This is a genomic window from Paenibacillus sp. FSL H7-0326 (assembly GCF_001955535.1).
GTDB classification, from domain to species: Bacteria; Bacillota; Bacilli; order Paenibacillales; family Paenibacillaceae; genus Paenibacillus; species Paenibacillus shunpengii.
On record NZ_MPVN01000004.1, the window covers coordinates 552,481 to 574,263 of the forward strand.

The window sequence follows — 21,783 nt, forward strand, 5'->3', positions numbered from 1 at the left end:
TTGTTGTGATTACAGGTAACCGTGAGCTTAACAGCGATTGGAAAAGTGACGTCAGAATGATTGGCGAAGGGGAGTCAGCTGGAGGAGCATTTCGGAAAATAAGCATTATGGGTCAAGGCCGAATTGAAGGGGATGCGAGCTGCGAGCTGTTTCGCTGTATGGGGGACGCCTCTGTACAAGGGCAATTAGATGCATCCTCATTCAAACTGTTGGGAAATGTGCATATAAAAGGCGGATTATCCGGTGATTCCGCATCAACGCTGGGGGAGCTTCGTGTAGATGGAACATTGCAGATTCGTCATATGAAGCTGCTCGGGGCAATGAAAGTAGGACAGAATCTTCGCGGTGAGAAGCTGAAATGCTCAGGGCAGCTGCAAATTCACGGGGACTGTATCTCTGAAGAAGTGCGCATACGAGGTGTGATTACGGCAGAAGGAGCCGTGAACGCGGAGCATATTCGAATTAAACTGAATGGTCCGAGTCGTGCAAGGGAATTATGCGGGGCACAGATTGATGTTGGGCAGGCGTTTTTATCCTGGTTTCCGCGCTTCCTTAGTAAGGGAGTCAACAAGACCCTGTCGGCTGATCTGATTGAGGGTGATAACATCAGGCTTGAGCATGTGGAGGCAAAGGTTGTGCGAGGACGGCGAGTCACGATTGGTCCAGGCTGCCGGATCGGGCTGGTTGAATATACGGAGAAATACAAGGAGCATCCCACTGCGAAGGTAGACAAGAGCTTGCGTCGCTAAAAATAGGATGCAATGAACTCAAGAACTAAAAGCGCTCAGGAACTGAAGACTCATGGACTCATGAACCTGCATCTTACAGGCCCATGAGTTTTTTTGTTTATTTAAAAGGCTTCAAAGAATAGGGCAGAAGCTCCTGCAGCTCACAAATCAACATCAATCTCCGATGGCTCCCTGTGTACGTATACCGTCCTCGACCGGAGGAGCAGGGTCAAATGGCGCAGGTTCTGAGCGGTCTTCTGTCTCAGAGGAAGGGTTGTCTGGATTGGCTGCAATTAGACGCGCTTGTGGACGATAGGTGTCCTTGGAGATCAGAGTGCGGGAGACGATAGCGCCATCGATTCGTTTAATCTGATAGGTCTCCACAATATATCCCGGTGCTCCTTCTTGGACTACGGCCTGCGTATTTACCGGCAGAGAAGAGTCATTCGTAAACTCTGTGGGTGCAGGGAGTGTTTCAAGGAGAAGTGTTTCGAGCTCATAGGTTACATTCTCCGGCATGGTTCCAAAAAACTTTACAACCAGCTCGCGATTCTTAATCTCTGCTTTGATCAGCAGCGATTTGCCCGTAGTATTCTTGAATCTGAAATTGATGTAGTCCGTCGCGAACGTAGCATCAAGGCCTTTGGGCATATAACTGACCGGCAGTGAATGATTTCTCCGTTCCACAATGTGAAGCCCTGTTCTGAGTGCCGCATTATAGAGGGTGCTTGAGACCTGGCAGATGCCCCCGCCGATACCTGGAACAAGCTCTCCGCCTACAATGACAGGGGCTTCCTTGAAGCCGCTGTCCTTCTCTGCCTTCTTGACAATTTGTCCATAGTTGAGCTCATCTCCCGGCTTAAGTATCATACCATCCACCGCTTTGGCGGCAGCCGTTACGTTGTAGGTTCTACCTTCTCCGCTCGTGCCGAGTGGGGTAGAGACTTGAATGATTTTTCGCTGAATGCCAGACTGTCTAAGAGAGTCAATTGTTACCGAGGGGTTCATCACTTGGAGGGGAAGGTCGATAACAATAGTAGGTCTGGGTTCTATTGGATTCATAAGTCGTGTGAAATCGGCCGGAACAGCATGTTCTATACGCCGGGTCATCTCCGTCCAGTGAATCCTGTTCGCGCTGTGCTCAGGTATAAACTCGATTTCATCCAGTTTCGTAATAAGGACCTTAGCAGGAATCAAGTCACCAAATTCAGATTGTTCCCAGGCAGGAGACAGATAGCTTCGCAATTTAGCACGATCATAGCTGTAGGAGATGCTCCAGTCTTTTTGAAAACGAAGTCGGTTGAAGAGTCTTTGAACCATGTTTCCTTCGGACAGACCCGCTGCGGCCTGTTTAAACTCATTCGCGTTATACCTCACTCCGGCATGCTGCAGTGTCAGCTTGGGGGTGGATAGGGTGCGATTGCCTTCCTTTAGCTGTAGAGGCAGGTCTTCTAATGCCTGGAGCTTCTGATCAAGCTCACGAATTACTGAAGGGATATCTTGGCCGCCGACAGCCCAGCCGGAGATGGTTACTTTTGACGGGAGCTTCGCTTGATGAGTATACATATAAATCCACACCAAAAGGGTGGTGAAAAAGAGAGCAAATAGCACAGAAATGATGGCGAAAGTGTGAATTTTTTTCATGGGTAACTCCTTTCCTGCTTCTTGTTTCCCCGGATTACAAACACTTTACATGTATATGTTCCGGAAGCGGAAATCTTTCGGCTACTCAAAAGGTAACAAATTTGTTACAATGGGAAACATCTTGATGAAATTCGAGAGATTTTAAAGGAAATCAATGGAAAGTGTCGAAATGATAAAGGCTACTATGCAACGGGAAGTGATCATGTGATTGAATTACAGGACGTGTGGAAGACCTATCCGAATGGGGCACATGCCTTGCAAGGTGTGTCGGTAAAGATCGACCGCAACGAATTCGTTTATATTGTCGGACCGTCTGGTGCGGGGAAATCGACATTTATGAAGCTCATTTACAGAGAAGAAGTTCCGACAAAAGGACAGATTTCAGTTAACGGATTTAATATCGGTAAGCTGAAGCATCGCAAAATCCCTTATGTTCGGCGTAATATCGGCGTTATTTTTCAGGATTTCAGACTTCTGCCGAAGATGACGGCGTATGAGAATGTTGCATTTGCAATGGAGGTTGTTGAAGCGCCGAAGAAACAGATTAAGAAGCGGGTTATGGAAGCCCTGGATCTTGTCGGACTTAAGAACAAGGCAGACCGAGAGCCGAACCAGCTGTCAGGCGGGGAGCAGCAGCGTATTGCGATCGCAAGGGCGATCGTGAACAATCCGTCTGTCATCATCGCGGACGAGCCTACAGGTAACCTTGACCCTGAGACGTCATGGGGGATTATGCAGCTGCTCGATGAGATCAATTTCCGAGGAACAACAATCGTGATGGCAACCCATAACCGGGATATTGTAAATACCATGCGTAAGCGGGTTATTGCCATTGAGCAGGGACATATCGTCCGAGACGAAATGAGAGGGGAATACGGCTATGAATTTTAGTACCTTCTTGCGCCATATGCGGGAAGGGTTCAAGAGCCTATTCCGTAACGGCTGGATGTCCATAGCATCTATTACGTCGATTATTGTCTCATTGTTGATTCTAGGCGTGTTCGTTCTGCTCGTGGTGAACGTCAATTCCATGGCGGATCAGGCAGATGACCAAGTGGAGATCAGTACATTCCTGCAGCTTAATGTAGATGAGGCGCTGCGCGGTAAGCTTCAGGACGAGATTGGAGCCATGCCGGAAGTGAGCAAGATTGAATTTGTTCCTAAAGAGCAAGGCTTGGCAGATTTTAAAGAAGAGCTTGGAGAAGATGGTCAGGAGCTGCTTGAAGGCTTCGACGAGGATAACAATCCTCTCCCGGATACGCTCAGGGTAGAGGTTATTGATCCGAGCACAGTCAGCTTTGTAGCTGAGAAGATTGAAGCGCTGAACGAGGAATACCCAGAGCAGCCCATTATGAAAGTGAACTATGGAGAAGACACGGTGGAGACACTGTTCAAGATCACTCGTCTGATCCGGACGATCGGCGTTGTTTTTGTAGCAGGTCTTGCACTCATGTCCATGTTTTTGATCTCTAACACGATTCGCGTAACGATCCTGGCACGCCGCCGGGAGATCAGCATCATGAAGCTGGTAGGAGCGACAAACTCCTTTATCCGCTGGCCGTTCTTTGTTGAAGGGGCCTTGATTGGATTCATTGGATCTATTATTACGATCGCTATACTATTTATCGGATACAACCAGCTGCTGAACTCGATTCAACAAGATATTATCATCCAGATGCTTGATCTGGTGCCATTGTCCAGTATATGGACTTGGTTTGGCGGATCACTGCTCCTTATGGGAATGCTCGTGGGCATCCTGGGAAGCACGTTGTCTATTCGTAAATCTTTGAAAGTGTAAGGTTTTCATAGTTTTAGTAGTTTGTAGTTTCGTATAATCATGTGGCTGTCCTTATCGGGCAGCCCTTAAGTAAGAACATAACTCGTCATGGATTGATATATAAAATACTTACGAAGAAGGATGGGAAACGAACTTGAAAAAGACGGCCACTGCAATAGCGTTAAGTTTACTTACAGCCACAGTGCTTAGTCCTGGATACGGAGTCGCTGCATCAAGCATCAGCGATATTGATAAAGAGCTGGATCAGCTGGAACAGCAGTCCGAATCTGCGAAGTCACAGCAACAGAAGGCGGAACAGAAGAAGCAGGAAGCAGAACACTACAAGCAGAAGCAAGAAGCCTATCTCGAAGCTATTATGGAACAAATTGAAGCCGTAAGTAATGAGCTGGCGACCGTGTCTTACCGCATTGAAACTACGGAAGAGAATTTGCGGAACACGAAGAAGGAACTGCAGGCAGCAGAAGAGAGAATTGCAGCCCGCGAGGAGCTGCTCGAATCGCGTGTTCGTCTGATGTACACAGATGGAACAGTTTCCTATCTGGATGTATTGCTGGCTTCTACAAGCATTTCCGATTTTCTGGAGCGTGCAGATTCATTGAAGATGATCGTGGATCAGGATCAGAATCTGCTCGTTGAACATAAGAAAGATAAGCAGCTTGTTGTAGACAAGAAGGCAGAACTCGAACAGCAGTATGCAGAACATAAACGTCTATATGCTGAGAAAAAAGAACGCAAGGCAGAGCTGGATAGTAAAGAGCAAGAGAAACAGACGCTCATTGCAGGTTATGAGGAAGAAATCCATGTGCATGGCGAGCTTAGCGAGGAACAGGATCGCATGCTCGTAGAGATCGCATCGAAACGTTCAGCACTGGTTCAAGAGAAGAACAAGCTCAAGGCAGAGCAGGCGGCAGCAGCGGCAAGAGCGAAGGCGGCAGCGGAAGAAGCAGCAAGAAAGGCTGCTCAGAAGAAAGTAGCCAGCTCGAACTCCAGCTCCAGCTCTTCTGGTTCTAGCTCTAGCTCAAGTGAAACCATGTCTTCCAGCGGCAGCGGTGTGCTGGGAATGCCGATCTCAGGCGCGCGTATCTCCTCAGGTTACGGACCGCGTATTCACCCGATCACAGGTGAGGTTGGTAAGATGCATACCGGTACTGACTTTGCTGCCCCTCAAGGAACAAGCATTTATGCCGCTGAAGATGGCGTAGTTATCATGGCAGAATGGTACAGTGGTTATGGCTATACTGTGATAGTCGATCACGGGGATGGACTATGGACGCTGTATGGACACATTCGCGAAGGCGGCATCAAAGTAAGCGAAGGAGATTCGGTGAGCCGTGGTCAAAAGATCGCCGAAGTCGGATCCACAGGAAACTCTACGGGACCTCACTTGCACTTTGAGGTTCGTGTGAATGGAAGTACGCAAAACCCGATGAATTATTTGTAAGCAGAGGTCTATTCTGGACATATTCCGTACAAGCTTTACATATACTCTTGCTGGTATATGGTTTTATGTGTGGGGATGAATCAGGCAACGAACATATAGACGATTGACTGAATCATCCGGGGATGATTCAGACAGCGGATATACGAACGATTGTCTGAATCATCCGGGGATGAATCAGGCAACGTAAAGCGTTCGTGTGCTGTTTCATCCACGGATGAAACAATAAGCGCAACACAGTCGTGCAGTGTTTCATCCAAGGATGAAACAATAAGCGCAACACAGTCGTGCAGTGTTTCATCCTTCAGCGAAATATGATACAAGTAAATAAGGAGCTTGTTTTATCCAAGGATGAAACGGATGGCGTAACATAGCCGCCGACGGTTTCATCCAAGGATGAAGCAATAAGCGTGACACGGTCGCGCAGAGTTTCATCCAAGGATGAAGCCGGGCTCTAAGTTGACTTGTATCCTATTTACATCCAAAGCAAGTAAGTCGGAATAGAAAGGGCGGTGACGCTCATGATGAAGAAGCGCTCTGCTATACTGCTGGTGGTTCTTGCGCTTCTGGGTGGAAGCTTGCTTACACTCGCTGTTGTAAATTACCCGGGGCTGAACAGCCAGGGCGGAGAAGGGCTGCTTGCCAGTGTAACCGGCAGCAATCAGAAGAATGAACTGCAGAAGATTGAAACCGCACTTGACCTGATCGAGGCTAACTATTATCAAGATGTGGACCGTACTAAATTAATTGATGGCGCTATTAATGGAATGATGGAGGCCCTCGGAGATCCTTATTCTAATTACATGGGTCAGGAAACAGCTGCTCAATTCGAAGAATCGATTGAAGGTTCATTTACAGGTATTGGCGCAGAGGTATCCTCACAGGATGGCAATGTTGTGGTGGTATCACCGATCAAGGGCTCTCCCGCTGAAAAAGCAGGAATACGGGCTAAGGACGTGATCCTGTCTGTCAATGGTGAATCTTTGCAGGGGCTTGATCTCAATGATGCCGTCTCCAAGATCCGTGGACCGAAGGGCAGCGAAGCCAAGGTTCAGGTTCAGCGTTCTGGATCCAATGAGCCGCTCGAGTTCAGTATTATACGAGATGACATTGATCTGGAGACCGTGTATGCGGAGATGAAGGAAGATGATGTCGGCGTTATTACGATAACGCAGTTCTCTTTGAATACAGCTGAACGGTTCAAGGAGGAGCTTGCTAAGCTTGAAAGCCAGAACATGAAGGGGCTTGTCATCGACGTTCGTAACAATCCGGGCGGCGTACTGTCTGTCGTCATTGATATCGCAGAGCAGTTTGTTCCTTCTGGAGAACTGATCGTGCAAGTGGAAGACAAGAACGGAACTCGGGAAACAAATAAGTCCAAAGGTTCAGCGAAGGATTACCCGGTGAGTGTCCTGATGAACAAAGGAAGTGCGAGCGCATCTGAAATTTTGGCAGGCGCACTGCAGCAATCCGCTGGAGCGACACTGCTCGGTGAGCATTCCTTCGGTAAAGGAACGGTGCAGACCAGCTTTGAACGTCAGCTTGGTGACGGAAGTCTTGTGAAGATTACGATAGCCAAGTGGCTTACGCCAAACGGTGATTGGATTCATGAGAAAGGAATTGAGCCTGATATTAGTGTAAGTCAGCCTGATTATTTCTCCGTGGCACCAATCAATAAGGATAATCTTCCATTGAAGTACGATACCAACAGTACGGACGTGAAGAACGCCCAAACGATGCTCGAGGGTCTCGGATATAAGACGGATCGCAAAGACGGATATTATGATGATAAGACCGTAGAAGCCGTCAAAGCTTTCCAAAGCTCACAAGGACTGAGCGTGAGCGGAAATATCAACGAGGAAACGGCTGCAGCACTTGAGACGGCGCTCATTGAACGAATCGGCGATCCTGCATACGATACGCAGCTCAAACAGGCTGTTTCCAAGATGAAGCAGGAGATCTCTTCAGCAGCGTCGAATTAAGAGAGAAAAACGACCCGAACATCAAGCGTTCAGAATAAGTTTTTCTTGTCGATATTAGAAAAACAGATGAAAGAAGGCTGCTTGTTCAGCCTTCTTTTTTTACTTGGATCAAGTATTTGGAGAGGGCATGCAGCAGTTGAATTATGAGGGGGCGTGAGCTAACTTGAATGAAGTCATCACATGGCTATGGCTTGTTGTGGATGCATTAATCGCTTTGCTGACACAGCCATTTTATTACATAGCCATCGTATTATTAGCGCTCAGTTACCGTCGTCAGGGGATGCTAGAACGAAGATTGCTCCACACACGCCTTAATGGGTGGCCGCTGTTAACATTGCGGGCTATTTTTACAGGTATACTGATTGGTCTTATTGTATCTGTCGTTTATTTATTCCTGGGAATTGAAATGACAGCACAGGCTGTGCTGGTGATATGGGTAACATCGATTATACTGATGCTGCTGCGGATCAGATACCTGAACGCGGTATATGCAGTGGGTTTACTCGGTATCATACAATGGGTGCTTAAGCTGTTTGGCAGCTGGGAGCCTCAAGGCTTCCTCGAAGCCGTCGTCTCTACAATCCGTGATCTGCCGATTCCTCAGCTGCTGGTGCTAGCAGCAGTGCTGCACTTGACTCAGGCTCTGTTCGTAAGGCTGCAGCAGCGGCAGAACGCTTCTCCTGTTTATTTTAAAGGGAAGAGGGGCAAGCTTGTCGGCGGTTATCAGCTGCAGTACTATGTACCGGTGCCGCTTATGCTGCTTATGCCCACCAATTCGGGAAGTGGAGCAGATTTAGCGTGGAGTCCGCTGATTTCCGGCGGTGCCGATATGTATATGCTTTTTGCTGTTCCTTTTATTGTCGGATTTAGTGAAATGACAAAAAGTATGCTGCCTGAAGACAAATCAGCGCTTACCGCGAAGCGGCTCCTGCTGTATGGAGTCATACTGCTCGCCTTGAGTCTGTTGTCCGTGTGGTGGAATCCCTTGTCTCTGGTGGCTGTGCTATTTGCTCTTCTAGGTCTTGAAGCGATATGCTGGATCAGTTCGTCGGAGGAAGAAAATCGCAGCCCAATCTATGTACATCCTAAGCAGGGACTGCAGGTTCTGGCCGTATTGCCGGGAAGTCCTGCGGAGGAGCTGGGAATCCAGACGGGTGAGGTTATCTTTCGAGTGAATGGACAGCATGTCAACTCCCAAGCGGAGCTGCACAGCGCGCTTCGTATGAACCCTGCATTTTGCAAATTGGAAGTACGCAATATTGAAGGCGAGAGTAAATTCCTGCAGCGTGCGATATACGAAGGTGAGCATCACCAGCTCGGAGCACTGCTTGCGCCAGATCCGGATACCGGCTTTGCAATCGACGAGCGTCCTGCCTCGTTCTTTCAGATCGTCGGGATGAAGGTGGATACACATCGTACCGATAAGCCAGCGCCCGATCCTTTCAGTCACGAAGCATGAGGGGATAGAAGCTGAAATTACTTTAAGCAATCACACGATAAGCTAAGCCGGAGAAGGGGAACATCTACACACAAGCTTCTCTGCACAAAAAACAACCTCCATCCTGCCTATAAAGCAGGGTGGAGGTTTTACTTTTTTATATTCAAATGAGATCTAGCTTTACTCACTTTGCAGCTGGCGCAGAACAGTGATTTCCACTCTGCGGTTTTGTTGTCTGCCAGCGGCGGTCGTATTCTCTGCTGCAGGCCGGTTATCCGCATATCCGGCATATTGGAAGCTGTTCGGATCCAGTCCTTCCTGCTCAATAAAATAACGAAGCACAGAGAGTGCGCGCTCACCGGAGAGTTCCCAGTTGTCCCGGTATTTGGAGCCTGATGTCACTGGGGTATTATCGGTGTGACCCTCGATTGAGATGGTTGTCGCAAGATCCCTAAACAAGCTGGCTAATTGAGACAGAACGGGGCCTGCACCCTCCATTAAATTTGCATCCCCAGTGCGAAACAGAAATTGTTCACTCAGCGTAATGGAGATCCCTTGAGGCTTGTCCACTACAAAAATAAGATTCTCAAGCTCATGGTCTCTTATATAATCCTCGATCAAGGCCATCAGATCCTGAAGCTCTTTTTCTTGCTCACGGAAGGCAGTCTCTCGTTCGGTCAAAGGTCCGCTGTCTGCCTCTTGTTCCGTATCTGAACCGGCTCCGCCTGAACCGGGCTGGTTTGCTTCACTGCCTGTCTCGCCATTTTGACCAGAGGGGTAGTCAATTACGCCATTTCCTCCGTCAAGAATTCCGCTTGAGCTCTGAAAGGTAGTCTGCAGGGAGCTGGTAACTTCCTCATACTTGTTTGCATCAAGCCGGCTCATCGCATACATCATCACGAAGAAAATGAGCAGAAGTGTTATGAGATCCGCATAGGTGATCATCCAGCGATCATGCGGAGAGCCGGAGGAATGCGCGGACTTTACATTCCGTGTTCGCCTATTCCGCTGTCTCATGCATGACATCCTTCCTCGGGCTTAATGAATTTGGCAGTGAGGTAATATAAGTGTTCAGCTTTTTGCGAACGAGCAGCGCATTATCACCATTTTGTACTGACAATACACCTTCCAGAATCATTTCCATGCCCATAATTTCCTCTGCGCCCTTGGCTCTAATCTTGGAGGCGATGGGCAAGAAGATCAGGTTTGCGCTGGCTACCCCATATAAGGTCGCGATAAAAGCAACGGCGATCGATGGACCGAGCTGACTCGGATCTGTCAGATGACCAAGCACCTGAATGAGTCCCATAACGGTCCCGATAATCCCCATGGTCGGCGCATAGGAGCCTGCAGATTCAAATAGCTTGGCATAGTTATCATGCTCCTGTTCCTTGGCATCGATATCCAGCTCCATAATCTGACGGACGATCGGCTGATCTGTTCCATCCACAACTAACTGAATGCCTTCTCTTAAGAAAACATTAGGGTGATCAACGACCTTCTGCTCCAAGGCTAGAACACCTTCACGTCTTGCAACCATGGACATCTCTACGATATCCTCCAGCCACTCCTTTACTTCAGACCGATTCGGCTTGAAGGCCAGTTTAATGCCCGCAGGCAGAGTACGGATCCGGTGCAGTGGATAGCTGATGAGCACGGCTGCAATCGTACCGCCGAAGACGATAAGAGCAGCCGTCCCTTGAAATAGTCCTGTTATTTGTCCCCCTTCCCATAAAAATCCTCCAATGATTGCGACAGCTCCGGCTATAAGGCCGATTAGGGTCGCGATATCCATCAAAAATTCCCTCCAGTCATTTGCTTTCTATATTTGCATCCAGGACATGAACCGAGTATAATAAACGGGAACAAACATTCTTATAAATGCTTTTGCTTAACTCACGAACGAAGAGCCGGTGAAACAGCCTGATGAAGAGCTTCATTCCACTTTTTGAGATGGGTTCTTTTTTATTTCGGCTGAGGAACTTCATTTGTTTAATGTTAGGGAAATAAGCAATGCAGTATATAAAATGGTTTCCGAATGTTATATTTTCGGTAAATCTCGACATATATAAGGATATTGCACAGCTTGCTATGGGCAGTTCTTACAACAATATCTAGGTTGATTTGAAGTTTTTGAGTGTAAGTATGTACATTGATGACTTCATTCTATCTGGATATTTGTAGTTTCTTAGCGAGAGAGATCGAAATTTGCATAATCCTGGTGTAAAACTATTTTAGACGATGAAGGTGAGGTTGGGCAATGAGCGATATTGTCATGAGCAATAAAGGATTTGAACTCGTATCGGAATTTGAACCTCAAGGGGATCAGCCGCAAGCGATTGTAGAGCTGGTAGAAGGGATCCGGCAAGGGAAGAGGCATCAGACATTGCTTGGTGCTACAGGTACCGGTAAGACGTTTACCATTGCTCAGACCATAGCGAAGTTAAATAGACCCACGCTTGTTATTGCACATAACAAGACGCTTGCGGCACAGCTCGCAAGTGAGTTCAAGGAGTTTTTTCCTAACAATTCGGTAGATTACTTTGTAAGCTATTACGATTACTATCAACCGGAAGCCTATATTCCTTCTTCAGATACGTACATTGAGAAGGATTCAAGTATAAATGAAGAAATTGATAAGCTTCGGCATTCGGCTACAAGTTCTTTGTTCGAGCGCCGAGACGTTATTATTGTTGCGAGTGTATCCTGCATCTACGGTCTCGGTTCTCCGATCGAATATTCCAATATGCTATTGTCGCTTCGTGTAGGGATGGAGAAGTCTCGCAAGGAGATTTTGTCACGTCTCGTGGATATCCAATACCAGCGTAATGACCTTAATTTTGTCCGGGGGACATTCCGCGTGCGCGGTGATGTCATTGAGATTTTTCCGGCATCTAAAGATCAGCATGCGATGCGAATCGAGCTTTTTGGAGACGAGGTTGAGCGCATTACAGAGATTGACGTGCTGACCGGCGAGCTCATAGGTGAGCGCGATCATGTGGCTATATTCCCGGCGTCTCACTTTGTTACGCGTGAGGAGACGATGAGAGTTGCGCTTGTTAATATTGAGCGTGAGCTCGAGGAGCGCCTTGCTGAACTGCGTGAACAGGGCAAGCTGCTCGAGGCACAGCGTCTGGAACAGCGGACACGTTACGATATCGAGATGATGAAGGAAGTGGGATTCTGCTCCGGGATTGAGAATTATTCTGGTCCACTGACCTTCCGTGAGGCAGGAGCTACACCGTATACACTGCTCGACTATTTCCCTGACGATATGCTGGTTGTCATTGACGAGTCGCATGTGACATTGCCTCAAATTCGTGCAATGTATAACGGTGACCGTGCGCGGAAGACCGTACTCGTAGAGCACGGATTTCGTTTGCCGTCCGCACTGGATAACCGTCCATTGCAGTTCGAGGAATTCGAGAAGAAGACGAAGCAGCTCGTATACGTCTCTGCCACTCCAGGTCCTTATGAAATTGAGCATACCGAAGGAGATATGGTTCAGCAGATTATTCGTCCAACAGGTCTGCTTGATCCGATCATTGAAGTGAGACCAACCAAAGGTCAGATTGATGATCTGATTGGTGAGATTCGGGACCGTGTAGAGAAGGATGAGCGCGTGCTTGTTACGACACTGACGAAGAAGATGGCAGAGGATCTGACCGATTACTTCAAGGAAGTCGGCATTAAGGTCAGATATATGCACTCAGATATTAAGACGCTGGAGCGTATGGCCATTCTGAGGGATCTCCGGCTCGGCACATTCCATGTACTTATCGGAATTAACCTGCTGCGGGAAGGACTTGATCTTCCTGAAGTATCGCTTGTTGCTATATTGGATGCTGACAAAGAGGGCTTCCTGCGTTCTGAACGCTCACTTATTCAGACTATTGGACGCGCTGCCCGGAACAGTGAAGGTAAAGTTATCATGTATGGTGATAAGATTACGGACTCCATGGATAAAGCGATGAAGGAGACGGAACGTCGTCGTGCGATTCAGGTCGCTTATAATGAAGAGCATGGAATCACACCACAGACCATCCGCAAGAAGATTCGTGAGGTTATTGAGGCAACGAAGGTGGCCGAGGCGAAGAGCGATTATCTGACAGGCGGCACAGAGAAGATGTCGAAGCGCGAGCGTCAGTCGTTGATGCAGCGTCTTGAGGCTGAAATGAAGGATGCAGCGAAGAACTTGCAGTTCGAGCGTGCCGCAGAACTACGAGATGCCCTGCTTGAATTGAAGGCTGAATAAAATAAGAAGAGAACGGCCGAGGGGTCGTTCTCTTCTTAAAGAGTGCATAAGGTACGTTGCTATTTCTGTACTCTTTAATTTCATAATTGTATTTCGTTTAATAACGTTGAAAGCTGATCATAAGGGCTATACTTATTGATAAATTGATATATTGTTTAATTTAGTAGAACAAGGACCGAGCTCGGAGAGCAATGGTCCGCCCGTGGGATGAAGCGAAGCGATCCCACGCAGGAAGTTGCACTTGAAGGACCGAGCTCGAAGAGCAATGGTCCGCCTGTGGGATGGAGCGAAGCGATCCCACGCAGGAAGTTGCACTTGAAGGACCGAGCTCGGAGAGCAATGGTCCACCTGTGGGATGAAGCGAAGCGATCCCACGCAGGAAGTTGCACTTGAAGGACCGAGCTCGAAGAGCAATGGTCCGCCTGTGGGATGGGCGAAGCGATCCCACAACAGGAAGTTGCACTTGAAGGACCGAGCTCGAAGAGCAATGGTCGGCCTGTGGGATGATGCGAAGCAATCCCACTCAGGAGCGTGCACTTGAAGGACCGAGCTCGAAGAGCAATGGTCCGCCTGTGGGATGGAGCGAAGCGATCCCACGCAGGAGCGTGCACTTGAAGGACCGAGCTCGAAGAGCAATGGTCCGCCTGTGGGATGATGCGAAGCAATCCCACCAACATGCACTTGAAGGACCGAGCTCGAAGAGCAATGGTCCGCCCGTGGGATATAGCGAAGCAATCCCACTCACGGTACGCGTCGGATGTAAAGCATGTTCTGGACAACCAGATGGGTTGTCCAGAACGAATGCGGTCCAAGCACAACAACCCAGCTGTAAATAACCACGAGCCCAACTACTTCGGCCAATTTCCGGTTTCCAAAGGGAGGTCCCTTTGGGGTCCTCCCTCTCAGGGAGGATTTAGGAGGGTTCTTTTAAGGAGATGAGAGTGTGGCGAACGAGAGTATAATCATTAAAGGCGCAAGGGCGCACAATCTGAAGAACATCGATGTAACGATCCCGCGCGACCGTTTTGTCGTCCTGACCGGACTGAGCGGATCCGGTAAATCATCGCTGGCATTCGATACGATATATGCCGAAGGTCAGCGTAGATATGTAGAGTCACTGTCCGCATATGCCCGTCAGTTTCTAGGGCAGATGGAGAAGCCCGACGTAGATTCGATAGATGGACTGTCTCCTGCGATTTCAATAGATCAGAAAACAACAAGCCGCAATCCGCGCTCAACGGTAGGAACCGTTACCGAAATTTATGACTATTTGCGTCTATTGTTTGCACGCATCGGTCATCCGCATTGTCCGGAACATGGTGTAGAGATTACTTCCCAGACTGTAGAGCAGATGGTTGACCGGATTATGAGCTACCCGGAACGGACAAGGCTGCAGATTCTGGCGCCTGTTATTTCGGGCCGCAAGGGTGAGCACAAGAGTCTGCTGGCAGATATTTCGAAGCAAGGCTTCGTACGGGTAAGGATTGATGGCGAGCTCCGTGACTTGTCGGAGAACATTGAGCTTGAGAAGAACAAGAAGCATACGATTGAGGTCGTAGTGGACCGGATCGTCGTGAAGGAAGACATTCAGTCACGTTTGTCCGATTCGATTGAAACCGCGCTTAAAATATCCGGCGGTCAGCTGCTGGTTGATATCATTGGAGAAGAAGAGCTGAGATTCAGCTCCAACTATGCCTGTCCGATATGCGGATTCAGCATTGAGGAGCTCTCCCCGCGTATGTTCTCGTTCAACAGTCCATTTGGTGCCTGTCCGGATTGTGACGGCTTGGGAACTAAGATGATTGTCGATCCTGATCTGCTCGTTCCAGATCGCAGCAAGTCGATCGAAGGCGGTGCATTTGAAGCTTGGGCTGGAGGGACGTCGAACTACTACCCGCAATTTTTACGTTCCGTATGTGAGCATTACAAGATTCCGATGAACGTTCCTGTCAGCGAGCTGTCACCAGATCAGATGAACAAGCTCCTTCGAGGGACGAATGGTGAGAAGATCCGTTTCCGTTATGAGAATGATTTTGGCCAAAGAAAAGAAGCTTATGTTGTATTTGAAGGGATTATTCCCAATCTGGAGCGCCGGTATCGTGATACGGCTTCGGAAGGTATTCGTGAGTTCATCGAAGGCTTTATGGGCGAGAAGCCGTGTGGAACATGTAAAGGTCATCGTCTCAAAAAAGAAGTGCTGGCCGTTACTGTCAATGGCAACAACATGGCTTATGTGACCAATCTCTCCATTGGAGCGGCCATGGAATTCTTCAGCAATTTGCAGCTCTCCGAGAAGGAACAGGCGATTGCCCATTTGATTCTCAAAGAGATCAACAGTCGTCTGGGATTCCTCGTAAACGTCGGGTTGAACTACCTTACTATGAGCAGAGCTGCAGGTACATTATCCGGCGGGGAAGCACAGCGTATTCGGCTTGCGACACAGATCGGCTCCAGTCTCATGGGTGTATTGTATATATTGGATGAGCCAAGCATCGGACTGCATCAGCGTGACAATGACCGTCTGATTGCAACACTGGGTCATATGCGTGACCTCGGAAATACGCTCATTGTCGTAGAGCATGACGAGGATACGATGATGGCAGCGGATTATATTATTGATATCGGTCCGGGAGCCGGAATTCATGGCGGTCAGATCATATCGCAGGGCACACCGCAGGAAGTCATGAATGATCCTAATTCATTGACGGGCAGCTATCTCAGCGGACGCAAGTTTATCCCTGTTCCTGCCGAGAGACGGAAGACGGATGATCGCTGGCTGGAAATTCGCGGTGCGAAGGAGAACAATCTCAAGAACATTAATGTGAAGATTCCACTAGGTGTATTTACAGCGGTTACTGGTGTATCCGGTTCAGGCAAATCTACCCTTGTGAATGAGATCTTGTACAAAACACTGGCACGGGATTTGAACCGGGCAAGAGTACGCCCAGGGCAGTATAAGGAAATGAAAGGCTTGGAGCATATTGACAAGGTCATTGATATTGATCAATCTCCAATCGGCCGTACACCTCGATCCAACCCGGCAACGTACACGGGTGTATTTGATGATATTCGAGATCTGTACTCTCAAACGAATGAAGCCAAGCTGCGCGGCTACCAAAAGGGCCGATTCAGCTTTAACATCAAGGGCGGCAGATGTGAGGCGTGTAAGGGCGATGGAATCATTAAGATCGAGATGCACTTCCTGCCGGACGTTTATGTACCTTGTGAAGTCTGCAAAGGGAAACGATATAACCGGGAAACGTTAGAGGTTAAATACAAAGAGAAGAACATTTCTGAAGTACTAGATATGACGATTGAAGATGCGGTGGAATTCTTCCGCAACATTCCTAAGATTCATCGCAAAATTCAAACCCTGCTGGATGTCGGCTTAGGATACGTCAAGCTCGGACAGCCGGCAACAACACTATCCGGGGGAGAGGCACAGCGCGTCAAGCTCGCATCTGAGCTGTACCGCCGCAGTACCGGTAAGACGATGTATATCTTGGACGAGCCGACCACCGGTCTGCACGTGGATGATATTGATCGTTTGCTGACGGTACTTCACCGACTGGTGGACTCTGGGGAAACCGTGCTTGTCATTGAGCACAATCTGGATGTCATCAAGACGGTCGACCATATTATCGACTTGGGACCGGAAGGCGGAGACGGCGGCGGTACCATTATCGGTACAGGTTCTCCAGAGCAAATCGTCAAAGTGAATGAATCCTACACAGGTAAATACCTGAAGCCGGTGTTGGAACGGGATACCGAGCGCAGTCAAACCCTGGTGTTAAACCGTTCATAGCTGCTGCATGAAGAGCTGGAGGAGATACATTTATCTCATCTCCAGCTTTTTTTAAAGTAATCCGTCATCATTAGAGCGACGTGGTTATATCGAACTCTCTATTATTCATGCTATCTAAAAAATAGTTGTAACGGAGGATGACTGTCGTGAGAAATGAACAAGAGATGATGAAGAAGCTGATCGATTTTGCCAAAAATGATGATCGAATTCGATTGGTTACTTTGGAAGGGTCCCGAACAAACCCCAATATTCCTCCTGATCCATTCCAAGATTATGACCTCTCATACTTTGTAACGGATATGGATTCTTTCAAGGAGAATGATCAGTGGCTTCAAGTATTCGGAAAACCTGTTATGATGCAAAAACCCGAAGATATGAAGCTCTTTCCGCCGGAGTTAGGTAATTGGTATTCATACTTAATCCTATTTGAAGATTGGAATAAGTTAGACCTGACACTTATCCCAGTCCACGAGGCTAACGATTATTTTACCCACAGCGATGGTTTAGTTCAGGTGCTGCTTGATAAGGACAATCTCGTTAAACACGAAGTAATCGCAAATGATCATCAATATTGGATTAAAAAGCCGACAGCAAGAGAATTCGATGATTGCTGTAATGAGTTCTGGATGGTTTCCACATACGTGGTTAAAGGGTTGGGGAGAAAAGAAATCCTATTCGCTATTGACCATCTGAACGAGATCGCAAGACCGAATTTATTGAGAATGATGGCTTGGAATATTGGATCAGAGCAAGGATATCATTTTAGTGTAGGGAAGAACTATAAGTTTATAAATCGCTACCTTCCTGATGCAGATTGGGAAAAACTCTTGTCCACTTATGTGGAGAATGGCTATGAGGAAATGTGGCAGTCTTTATTCACTTGTTATGAGTTATTTAGAAATTATTCAAAAGCGGTGTCAGAGAGTTTCGGATATAAGTATCCTGATTACGATGAAGTCATTACTAAATATACGAAAAGTATTTATAGGAATTGAATTGGATTATTTTAGATTTTCTGGATGAAAAGTCTTGCTAAACCCGGGCGATGAAGATAACATATAAGAAGGTGTAAACGCTTGTACGTATATGATATCTCGTCATAAGGGGGCGCATGTATGCTGCTATTAGCTGAAGCTGGAGGCACTACTTCTAAATTTAATGGATTTGATATCTTCGTCATTCTATTTACCATTATTATCTTCATCGGTGTTGTTCGACTGATCAAGGCACCCAAGAAGAATTTGTTTGCCATTGCTTTTGGTGTAGTCAGCTTAATCGTATTTCTAATTACCGATTATGCGATGATCAAGCATTGGTTGAGCTAGACGGTTACATACAACATAAGTAGATTTGCAGAACACTTTCCCCTGTGTGAAGGGAAGGTGTTTTTTAATCCTCTTTTGAAGAAAGAATGCACCTGGCGTATGGATTCAGAATGTCACATAAGAGTAAGAGAATGATAGATTGGGAGAGGAATCGGTGAAGCCATTTGGAACGTAATAATATAGATAGAACTAGAGCTAGAAACGCAAATAACGATAGAATAACGGATAGAAACAAGGACACAAATCTCAATCTAAACAAGGTAAGAACAAAAATGACAACAGCTGCTGTCATGGCAATCCTTATGCTTGGGGCAAGTGCGATTAACCCGGCAGTAATCGAAGGCGCTAGTGTTAAGCTGAATGCGAAGCTACAGGATGATCAAATATACATAAATTCAAAAGACCTTATGAAAGCGTTAGGCGGTACAGGTCAATATGACACGAAGACAGGAACATTCATTTATACAGCAAAAGATGAAATACCGGAGGTTGTCGAGGCCGTATCCCCTTCTGTTGTTGGAATCATAGGACGCCCGGATGCAGGTGCAGAAGGAGGAAGCTCTGATCGTTACAATTTGACGCACGGAACGGGTGTCATTATCAGATCAAACGGATGGATTGTGACGAACGCCCATGTCATTGACGGTTTATCCAATGCAGTTGTAGTCACATCCGATGGTAAGACCTATAAGATCACTGACAGTTACAGCGACCCGACCAGCGATTTAGCACTGATTAAGATCAATGCGAAATCGTTGAAAACAGCGAAGCTGGCCACTTCCTCCTCCCATATGCGGGTGGGCGAGACCGTCATTGCGATCGGCACACCGGTGTCTTTTTCCCTGCGGAATTCAGCTACAGTAGGTGTGGTCAGCGGGCTCAATCGGGGAGTGAATGCATCCTATCGTCTGATTCAAAGCGACACAGCCATTAACCCGGGGAACAGCGGCGGTCCGCTCGTAAATCTAAAGGGTGAAGTGATCGGGATTAACACGATGAAGTATGCAGCGGTTGGAGTGGAGAATACAGGCTTCTCGATCCCTGCGGAGACGGTACATTATGTAATCCATCATTACTTTAAATATGGCGAAGTCAAGCGCGCAAGTCTGGGGCTTACGCTGGAGGAGAGCTGGTCGGCCATTGTGGGGCTGCCAACTGATGATCCTTTGACCGTTACGAGTGTTCATACGAATGAAGCAGAGAAGGCCAAAATCCAAGAAGGTGACGTGCTGTACAGCATAGATGGGGTGCGAGTCACTTCGGTTGTCGATATTAATGAGCTGCTTAAGAAGTATCTGCCTGGCCAGAAAGTGAAGCTGCTCATGCAGTCAGATGGAGACATCGTAACGCGCTATCTGGTATTAACGCAGGGTGAGAATTCGGTCGTTTCAGTTGAAGACGAAGCATGGGATGAGGTAGAGCAATGAATACAAGAACGGTACGTACTATTACAACGGCGCTATTGACGGGCACCATTGTGTTAAGCAGTGCAATTCAGCTAGCTGCGGCTTCTGATCTTGTGGAAGAGCTGAGACTGAGGACGGGAAGCCAGACGGCAACCATTAATGGAGAGAAGCAAACGATTCATAAGCCCTATGTGGAGCAGGGAACGCTGATGGTTCCGGCAGGGGTATTCAAAAAAGCTTTCCATAGCGAGATTCGTCTATCCGGGGAAGATGTCGTCAAAGTCATGGATGGTCCACATACGGTTGCACTCACCATCGGGAGCAAGACCGCCTGGATCGATGGGGAAAAAGTAGAAATGGCTGCTGCACCCAAGATGGTGAAGGATGTGCTTATGGTCCCGCTGCGCCCAGTAGCTGCAGGTATTGGAGCCACACTTCATAAGTCAAATCAAGGTGAGCTGGTTATTCGTATGAAAGCGAATAATGCTGAAGCTCCGCAGGAGAACCCTGAGAACGAAATTGATAGCGATCTAGGCAAGACAAAGATAGGGAACAGTTACTACGAATGGTCTATGAATTATCCAACCGGACTGATTGTGGGAGGATCCTACAATGAGAGTGAGGACTTTACCAGCTTCATGAACGCCGAAGGCACATATTATCTTGAAGTGCTGGTCAGTGATCAGGAGGTAGAGCTGGATGCGGAGGATATGCTGCAGCAGCTTGTTCAGGATGCCAAGGATATGGGTGAGACCGTCATGGATCGTGAAGCCTATGGAGAGGCTGTTACACCTTATGCCCGCATCGTGACCAAGGATGGCGACGGTATGTTCTGGGAAGCAAGACAATACTACGATAATGGGCGCCTGTATGAAGTCTATTTTTCCGACTATGAGGCTGTCAATTACAAGGATCTGCAAAAGCATGCCTCACTGCTGAATTCCTTCCGCACTTCATTCAACATATCGGATACGACAATGAAGGATTTGTCCACGGTTGAGAATGGCATGACGTCAGTGTATAACGAAGATTATGGTATTGCCTTGTCAGTGCCCGCGGAGTGGGATAAGGATAATCAGTCCCTGATCTACGAGAGTAAGGAAGGAACGCATTTATCCCTTCAGGTGACTTCGGCGCCGGAAGGCGCATCACTTAAGGATTGGAGCGACAAGCTGAATCAGTGGATGCGGGATGTGTTCGTGGAGGATGCTCACCGGGAGGTCGATTCCTACACGCTGAACGTAGCGGGTAAGGATGCTCAGGTGAACCAGTTCCAATATGATTTTGGAGATGGCTGGACTACGGAATACAATGTGCTGATTCAAGAGAACGGATATCGTTACTATTTGGAATACGCTGTACCTGAGACGGCGGCAGAGGATGAGGGCTTGTTCGAAGAGATCCTCGCTTCGCTCGAGATTGATTATGATACCGTCTCCGAAAATTTTGGCAAGCTGGGCGAAGATCCTTATTTAGTGAATAAGTCGAGTATGATCACCCGGACTTCCAAAACATATGGCTACACGCTCGATATTCCGAGATACTGGACTCCAGTGGAGAACCGGTTTGAATCCACGATTGTAGCGTATCAGTTTACAGGAGGCTTTTTCTCTATCCATGTGGATAAGGAGATATCCGTAGAGATGGCCGTCAGTCAGCTCCGTGAATCGTATGCCGAAGCGGCCCAGAGCCGCAAGGATTTCCGTGTGACGGATACAAAAAATGTGACCTTTGCAGGAGAGCCAGCGACAGAGTTCACTTATCATGAAGTCGAGAAGGGTGTTCCCATGCAAGGCAGGCAGCTTGTATTTGAGCATGACGGCATAACTTACACTGTGACCGCGGCATTGAATGATGCGAATCGAACGGAAGTACAGCTGAATGCTCTTTCGAAGACGCTTGAATCTTTTTCATTTAATAAATAATGAATGCGGTGAAGAACCGGCATGGCTGAATTTATTTGG

Annotated in this window: 16 protein-coding genes; 13 read left to right on the forward strand and 3 right to left on the reverse strand. The window is 47.7% G+C overall.

Going from position 1 to position 21,783, the window contains the following annotated elements; translation table 11 throughout:
• Nucleotides 1–5 precede the first annotated feature (5 nt).
• Complete coding sequence (locus tag BK126_RS21345; RefSeq protein ID WP_076314546.1) at nt 6–749, forward strand: hypothetical protein; 744 nt, start codon at nt 6–8, stop codon at nt 747–749.
• A gap of 153 nt (nt 750–902) precedes the next feature.
• On the opposite strand, the gene BK126_RS21350 is transcribed toward BK126_RS21345, so the two are convergent.
• Nucleotides 903–2,372 carry a VanW family protein gene (locus tag BK126_RS21350; RefSeq protein WP_076314547.1) on the reverse strand — a complete coding sequence of 490 codons (1,470 nt, stop codon included), beginning with the start codon at nt 2,370–2,372 and terminating at the stop codon, nt 903–905.
• A gap of 204 nt (nt 2,373–2,576) precedes the next feature.
• On the opposite strand from BK126_RS21350, the gene ftsE reads away from it, so the two are divergent.
• The 5 genes from ftsE to BK126_RS21375 all read left to right on the forward strand — a co-directional run bounded on the left by ftsE (nt 2,577) and on the right by BK126_RS21375 (nt 9,049).
• Nucleotides 2,577–3,263 carry a cell division ATP-binding protein FtsE gene (gene ftsE, locus BK126_RS21355; protein WP_047912341.1) on the forward strand — a complete coding sequence of 229 codons (687 nt, stop codon included), beginning with the start codon at nt 2,577–2,579 and terminating at the stop codon, nt 3,261–3,263.
• Complete coding sequence (gene ftsX, locus BK126_RS21360) at nt 3,253–4,170, forward strand: permease-like cell division protein FtsX (RefSeq protein ID WP_076314548.1); 918 nt, start codon at nt 3,253–3,255, stop codon at nt 4,168–4,170. The genes ftsE and ftsX overlap by 11 nt, the downstream gene beginning before the upstream one ends.
• 133 nt (nt 4,171–4,303) lie before the next feature.
• Nucleotides 4,304–5,611, forward strand: coding sequence for a murein hydrolase activator EnvC family protein (locus tag BK126_RS21365; RefSeq protein WP_076314549.1), 1,308 nt, complete (start codon nt 4,304–4,306; stop codon nt 5,609–5,611).
• Between the two features lie 518 nt (nt 5,612–6,129).
• The gene (locus tag BK126_RS21370) at nt 6,130–7,590 is read left to right on the forward strand and encodes a S41 family peptidase (RefSeq protein WP_076314550.1); all 1,461 of its coding nucleotides are present in this window, start codon (nt 6,130–6,132) and stop codon (nt 7,588–7,590) included.
• 163 nt (nt 7,591–7,753) lie between these two features.
• Nucleotides 7,754–9,049 (forward strand): PDZ domain-containing protein, encoded by a 1,296-nt coding sequence (locus tag BK126_RS21375; RefSeq protein ID WP_076314551.1) that lies wholly within the window; start codon nt 7,754–7,756, stop codon nt 9,047–9,049.
• A gap of 159 nt (nt 9,050–9,208) precedes the next feature.
• On the opposite strand, the gene BK126_RS21380 is transcribed toward BK126_RS21375, so the two are convergent.
• Both BK126_RS21380 and BK126_RS21385 read right to left on the reverse strand, forming a co-directional pair.
• On the reverse strand, nt 9,209–10,045 hold the full coding sequence (locus BK126_RS21380; RefSeq protein ID WP_076314552.1) for a flagellar motor protein MotB: 837 nt from the start codon (nt 10,043–10,045) through the stop codon (nt 9,209–9,211).
• Nucleotides 10,029–10,823 carry a flagellar motor protein gene (locus BK126_RS21385; protein WP_076314553.1) on the reverse strand — a complete coding sequence of 265 codons (795 nt, stop codon included), beginning with the start codon at nt 10,821–10,823 and terminating at the stop codon, nt 10,029–10,031. Before BK126_RS21385 ends, BK126_RS21380 begins: the two co-directional genes overlap by 17 nt.
• A 465-nt stretch (nt 10,824–11,288) precedes the next feature.
• On the opposite strand from BK126_RS21385, the gene uvrB reads away from it, so the two are divergent.
• From uvrB to BK126_RS21415, 7 genes are all read left to right on the forward strand, one after another.
• Nucleotides 11,289–13,283, forward strand: a complete 1,995-nt coding sequence (uvrB, locus tag BK126_RS21390) for an excinuclease ABC subunit UvrB (protein WP_076314554.1) — start codon at nt 11,289–11,291, stop codon at nt 13,281–13,283.
• 503 nt (nt 13,284–13,786) lie between these two features.
• Nucleotides 13,787–14,119, forward strand: coding sequence for a hypothetical protein (locus BK126_RS29190; RefSeq protein ID WP_143757776.1), 333 nt, complete (start codon nt 13,787–13,789; stop codon nt 14,117–14,119).
• A 107-nt stretch (nt 14,120–14,226) separates the two neighbouring features.
• Nucleotides 14,227–17,088 carry an excinuclease ABC subunit UvrA gene (gene uvrA, locus BK126_RS21395; protein WP_076314555.1) on the forward strand — a complete coding sequence of 954 codons (2,862 nt, stop codon included), beginning with the start codon at nt 14,227–14,229 and terminating at the stop codon, nt 17,086–17,088.
• A 146-nt stretch (nt 17,089–17,234) separates the two neighbouring features.
• Nucleotides 17,235–18,083, forward strand: coding sequence for an aminoglycoside 6-adenylyltransferase (ant(6), locus tag BK126_RS21400; RefSeq protein ID WP_076314556.1), 849 nt, complete (start codon nt 17,235–17,237; stop codon nt 18,081–18,083).
• Nucleotides 18,084–18,203: 120 nt separating this feature from the next.
• Entirely contained in the window at nt 18,204–18,413 is a 210-nt protein-coding gene (locus BK126_RS21405) for a hypothetical protein (RefSeq protein ID WP_170862559.1), read from the forward strand.
• A gap of 272 nt (nt 18,414–18,685) precedes the next feature.
• Complete coding sequence (locus BK126_RS21410) at nt 18,686–19,840, forward strand: S1C family serine protease (protein WP_445321903.1); 1,155 nt, start codon at nt 18,686–18,688, stop codon at nt 19,838–19,840.
• Nucleotides 19,837–21,744 carry a stalk domain-containing protein gene (locus BK126_RS21415; RefSeq protein ID WP_076314557.1) on the forward strand — a complete coding sequence of 636 codons (1,908 nt, stop codon included), beginning with the start codon at nt 19,837–19,839 and terminating at the stop codon, nt 21,742–21,744. The genes BK126_RS21410 and BK126_RS21415 overlap by 4 nt, the downstream gene beginning before the upstream one ends.
• Nucleotides 21,745–21,783 lie beyond the last annotated feature (39 nt).

Bases quoted from the DNA above. Each gene is read 5' to 3' on its own strand.
- BK126_RS21350 (WP_076314547.1), bottom strand. From the start codon at position 2,372: ATGAAAAAAATTCACACTTTCGCCATCATTTCTGTGCTATTTGCTCTC.
- ftsX (WP_076314548.1), top strand. From the start codon at position 3,253: ATGAATTTTAGTACCTTCTTGCGCCATATGCGGGAAGGGTTCAAGAGC.
- BK126_RS21370 (WP_076314550.1), top strand. From the start codon at position 6,130: ATGATGAAGAAGCGCTCTGCTATACTGCTGGTGGTTCTTGCGCTTCTG.
- BK126_RS21380 (WP_076314552.1), bottom strand. From the start codon at position 10,045: ATGAGACAGCGGAATAGGCGAACACGGAATGTAAAGTCCGCGCATTCC.
- BK126_RS21385 (WP_076314553.1), bottom strand. From the start codon at position 10,823: ATGGATATCGCGACCCTAATCGGCCTTATAGCCGGAGCTGTCGCAATC.
- uvrB (WP_076314554.1), top strand. From the start codon at position 11,289: ATGAGCGATATTGTCATGAGCAATAAAGGATTTGAACTCGTATCGGAA.
- BK126_RS29190 (WP_143757776.1), top strand. From the start codon at position 13,787: ATGATGCGAAGCAATCCCACTCAGGAGCGTGCACTTGAAGGACCGAGC.
- BK126_RS21405 (WP_170862559.1), top strand. From the start codon at position 18,204: ATGCTGCTATTAGCTGAAGCTGGAGGCACTACTTCTAAATTTAATGGA.
- BK126_RS21410 (WP_445321903.1), top strand. From the start codon at position 18,686: ATGACAACAGCTGCTGTCATGGCAATCCTTATGCTTGGGGCAAGTGCG.
- BK126_RS21415 (WP_076314557.1), top strand. From the start codon at position 19,837: ATGAATACAAGAACGGTACGTACTATTACAACGGCGCTATTGACGGGC.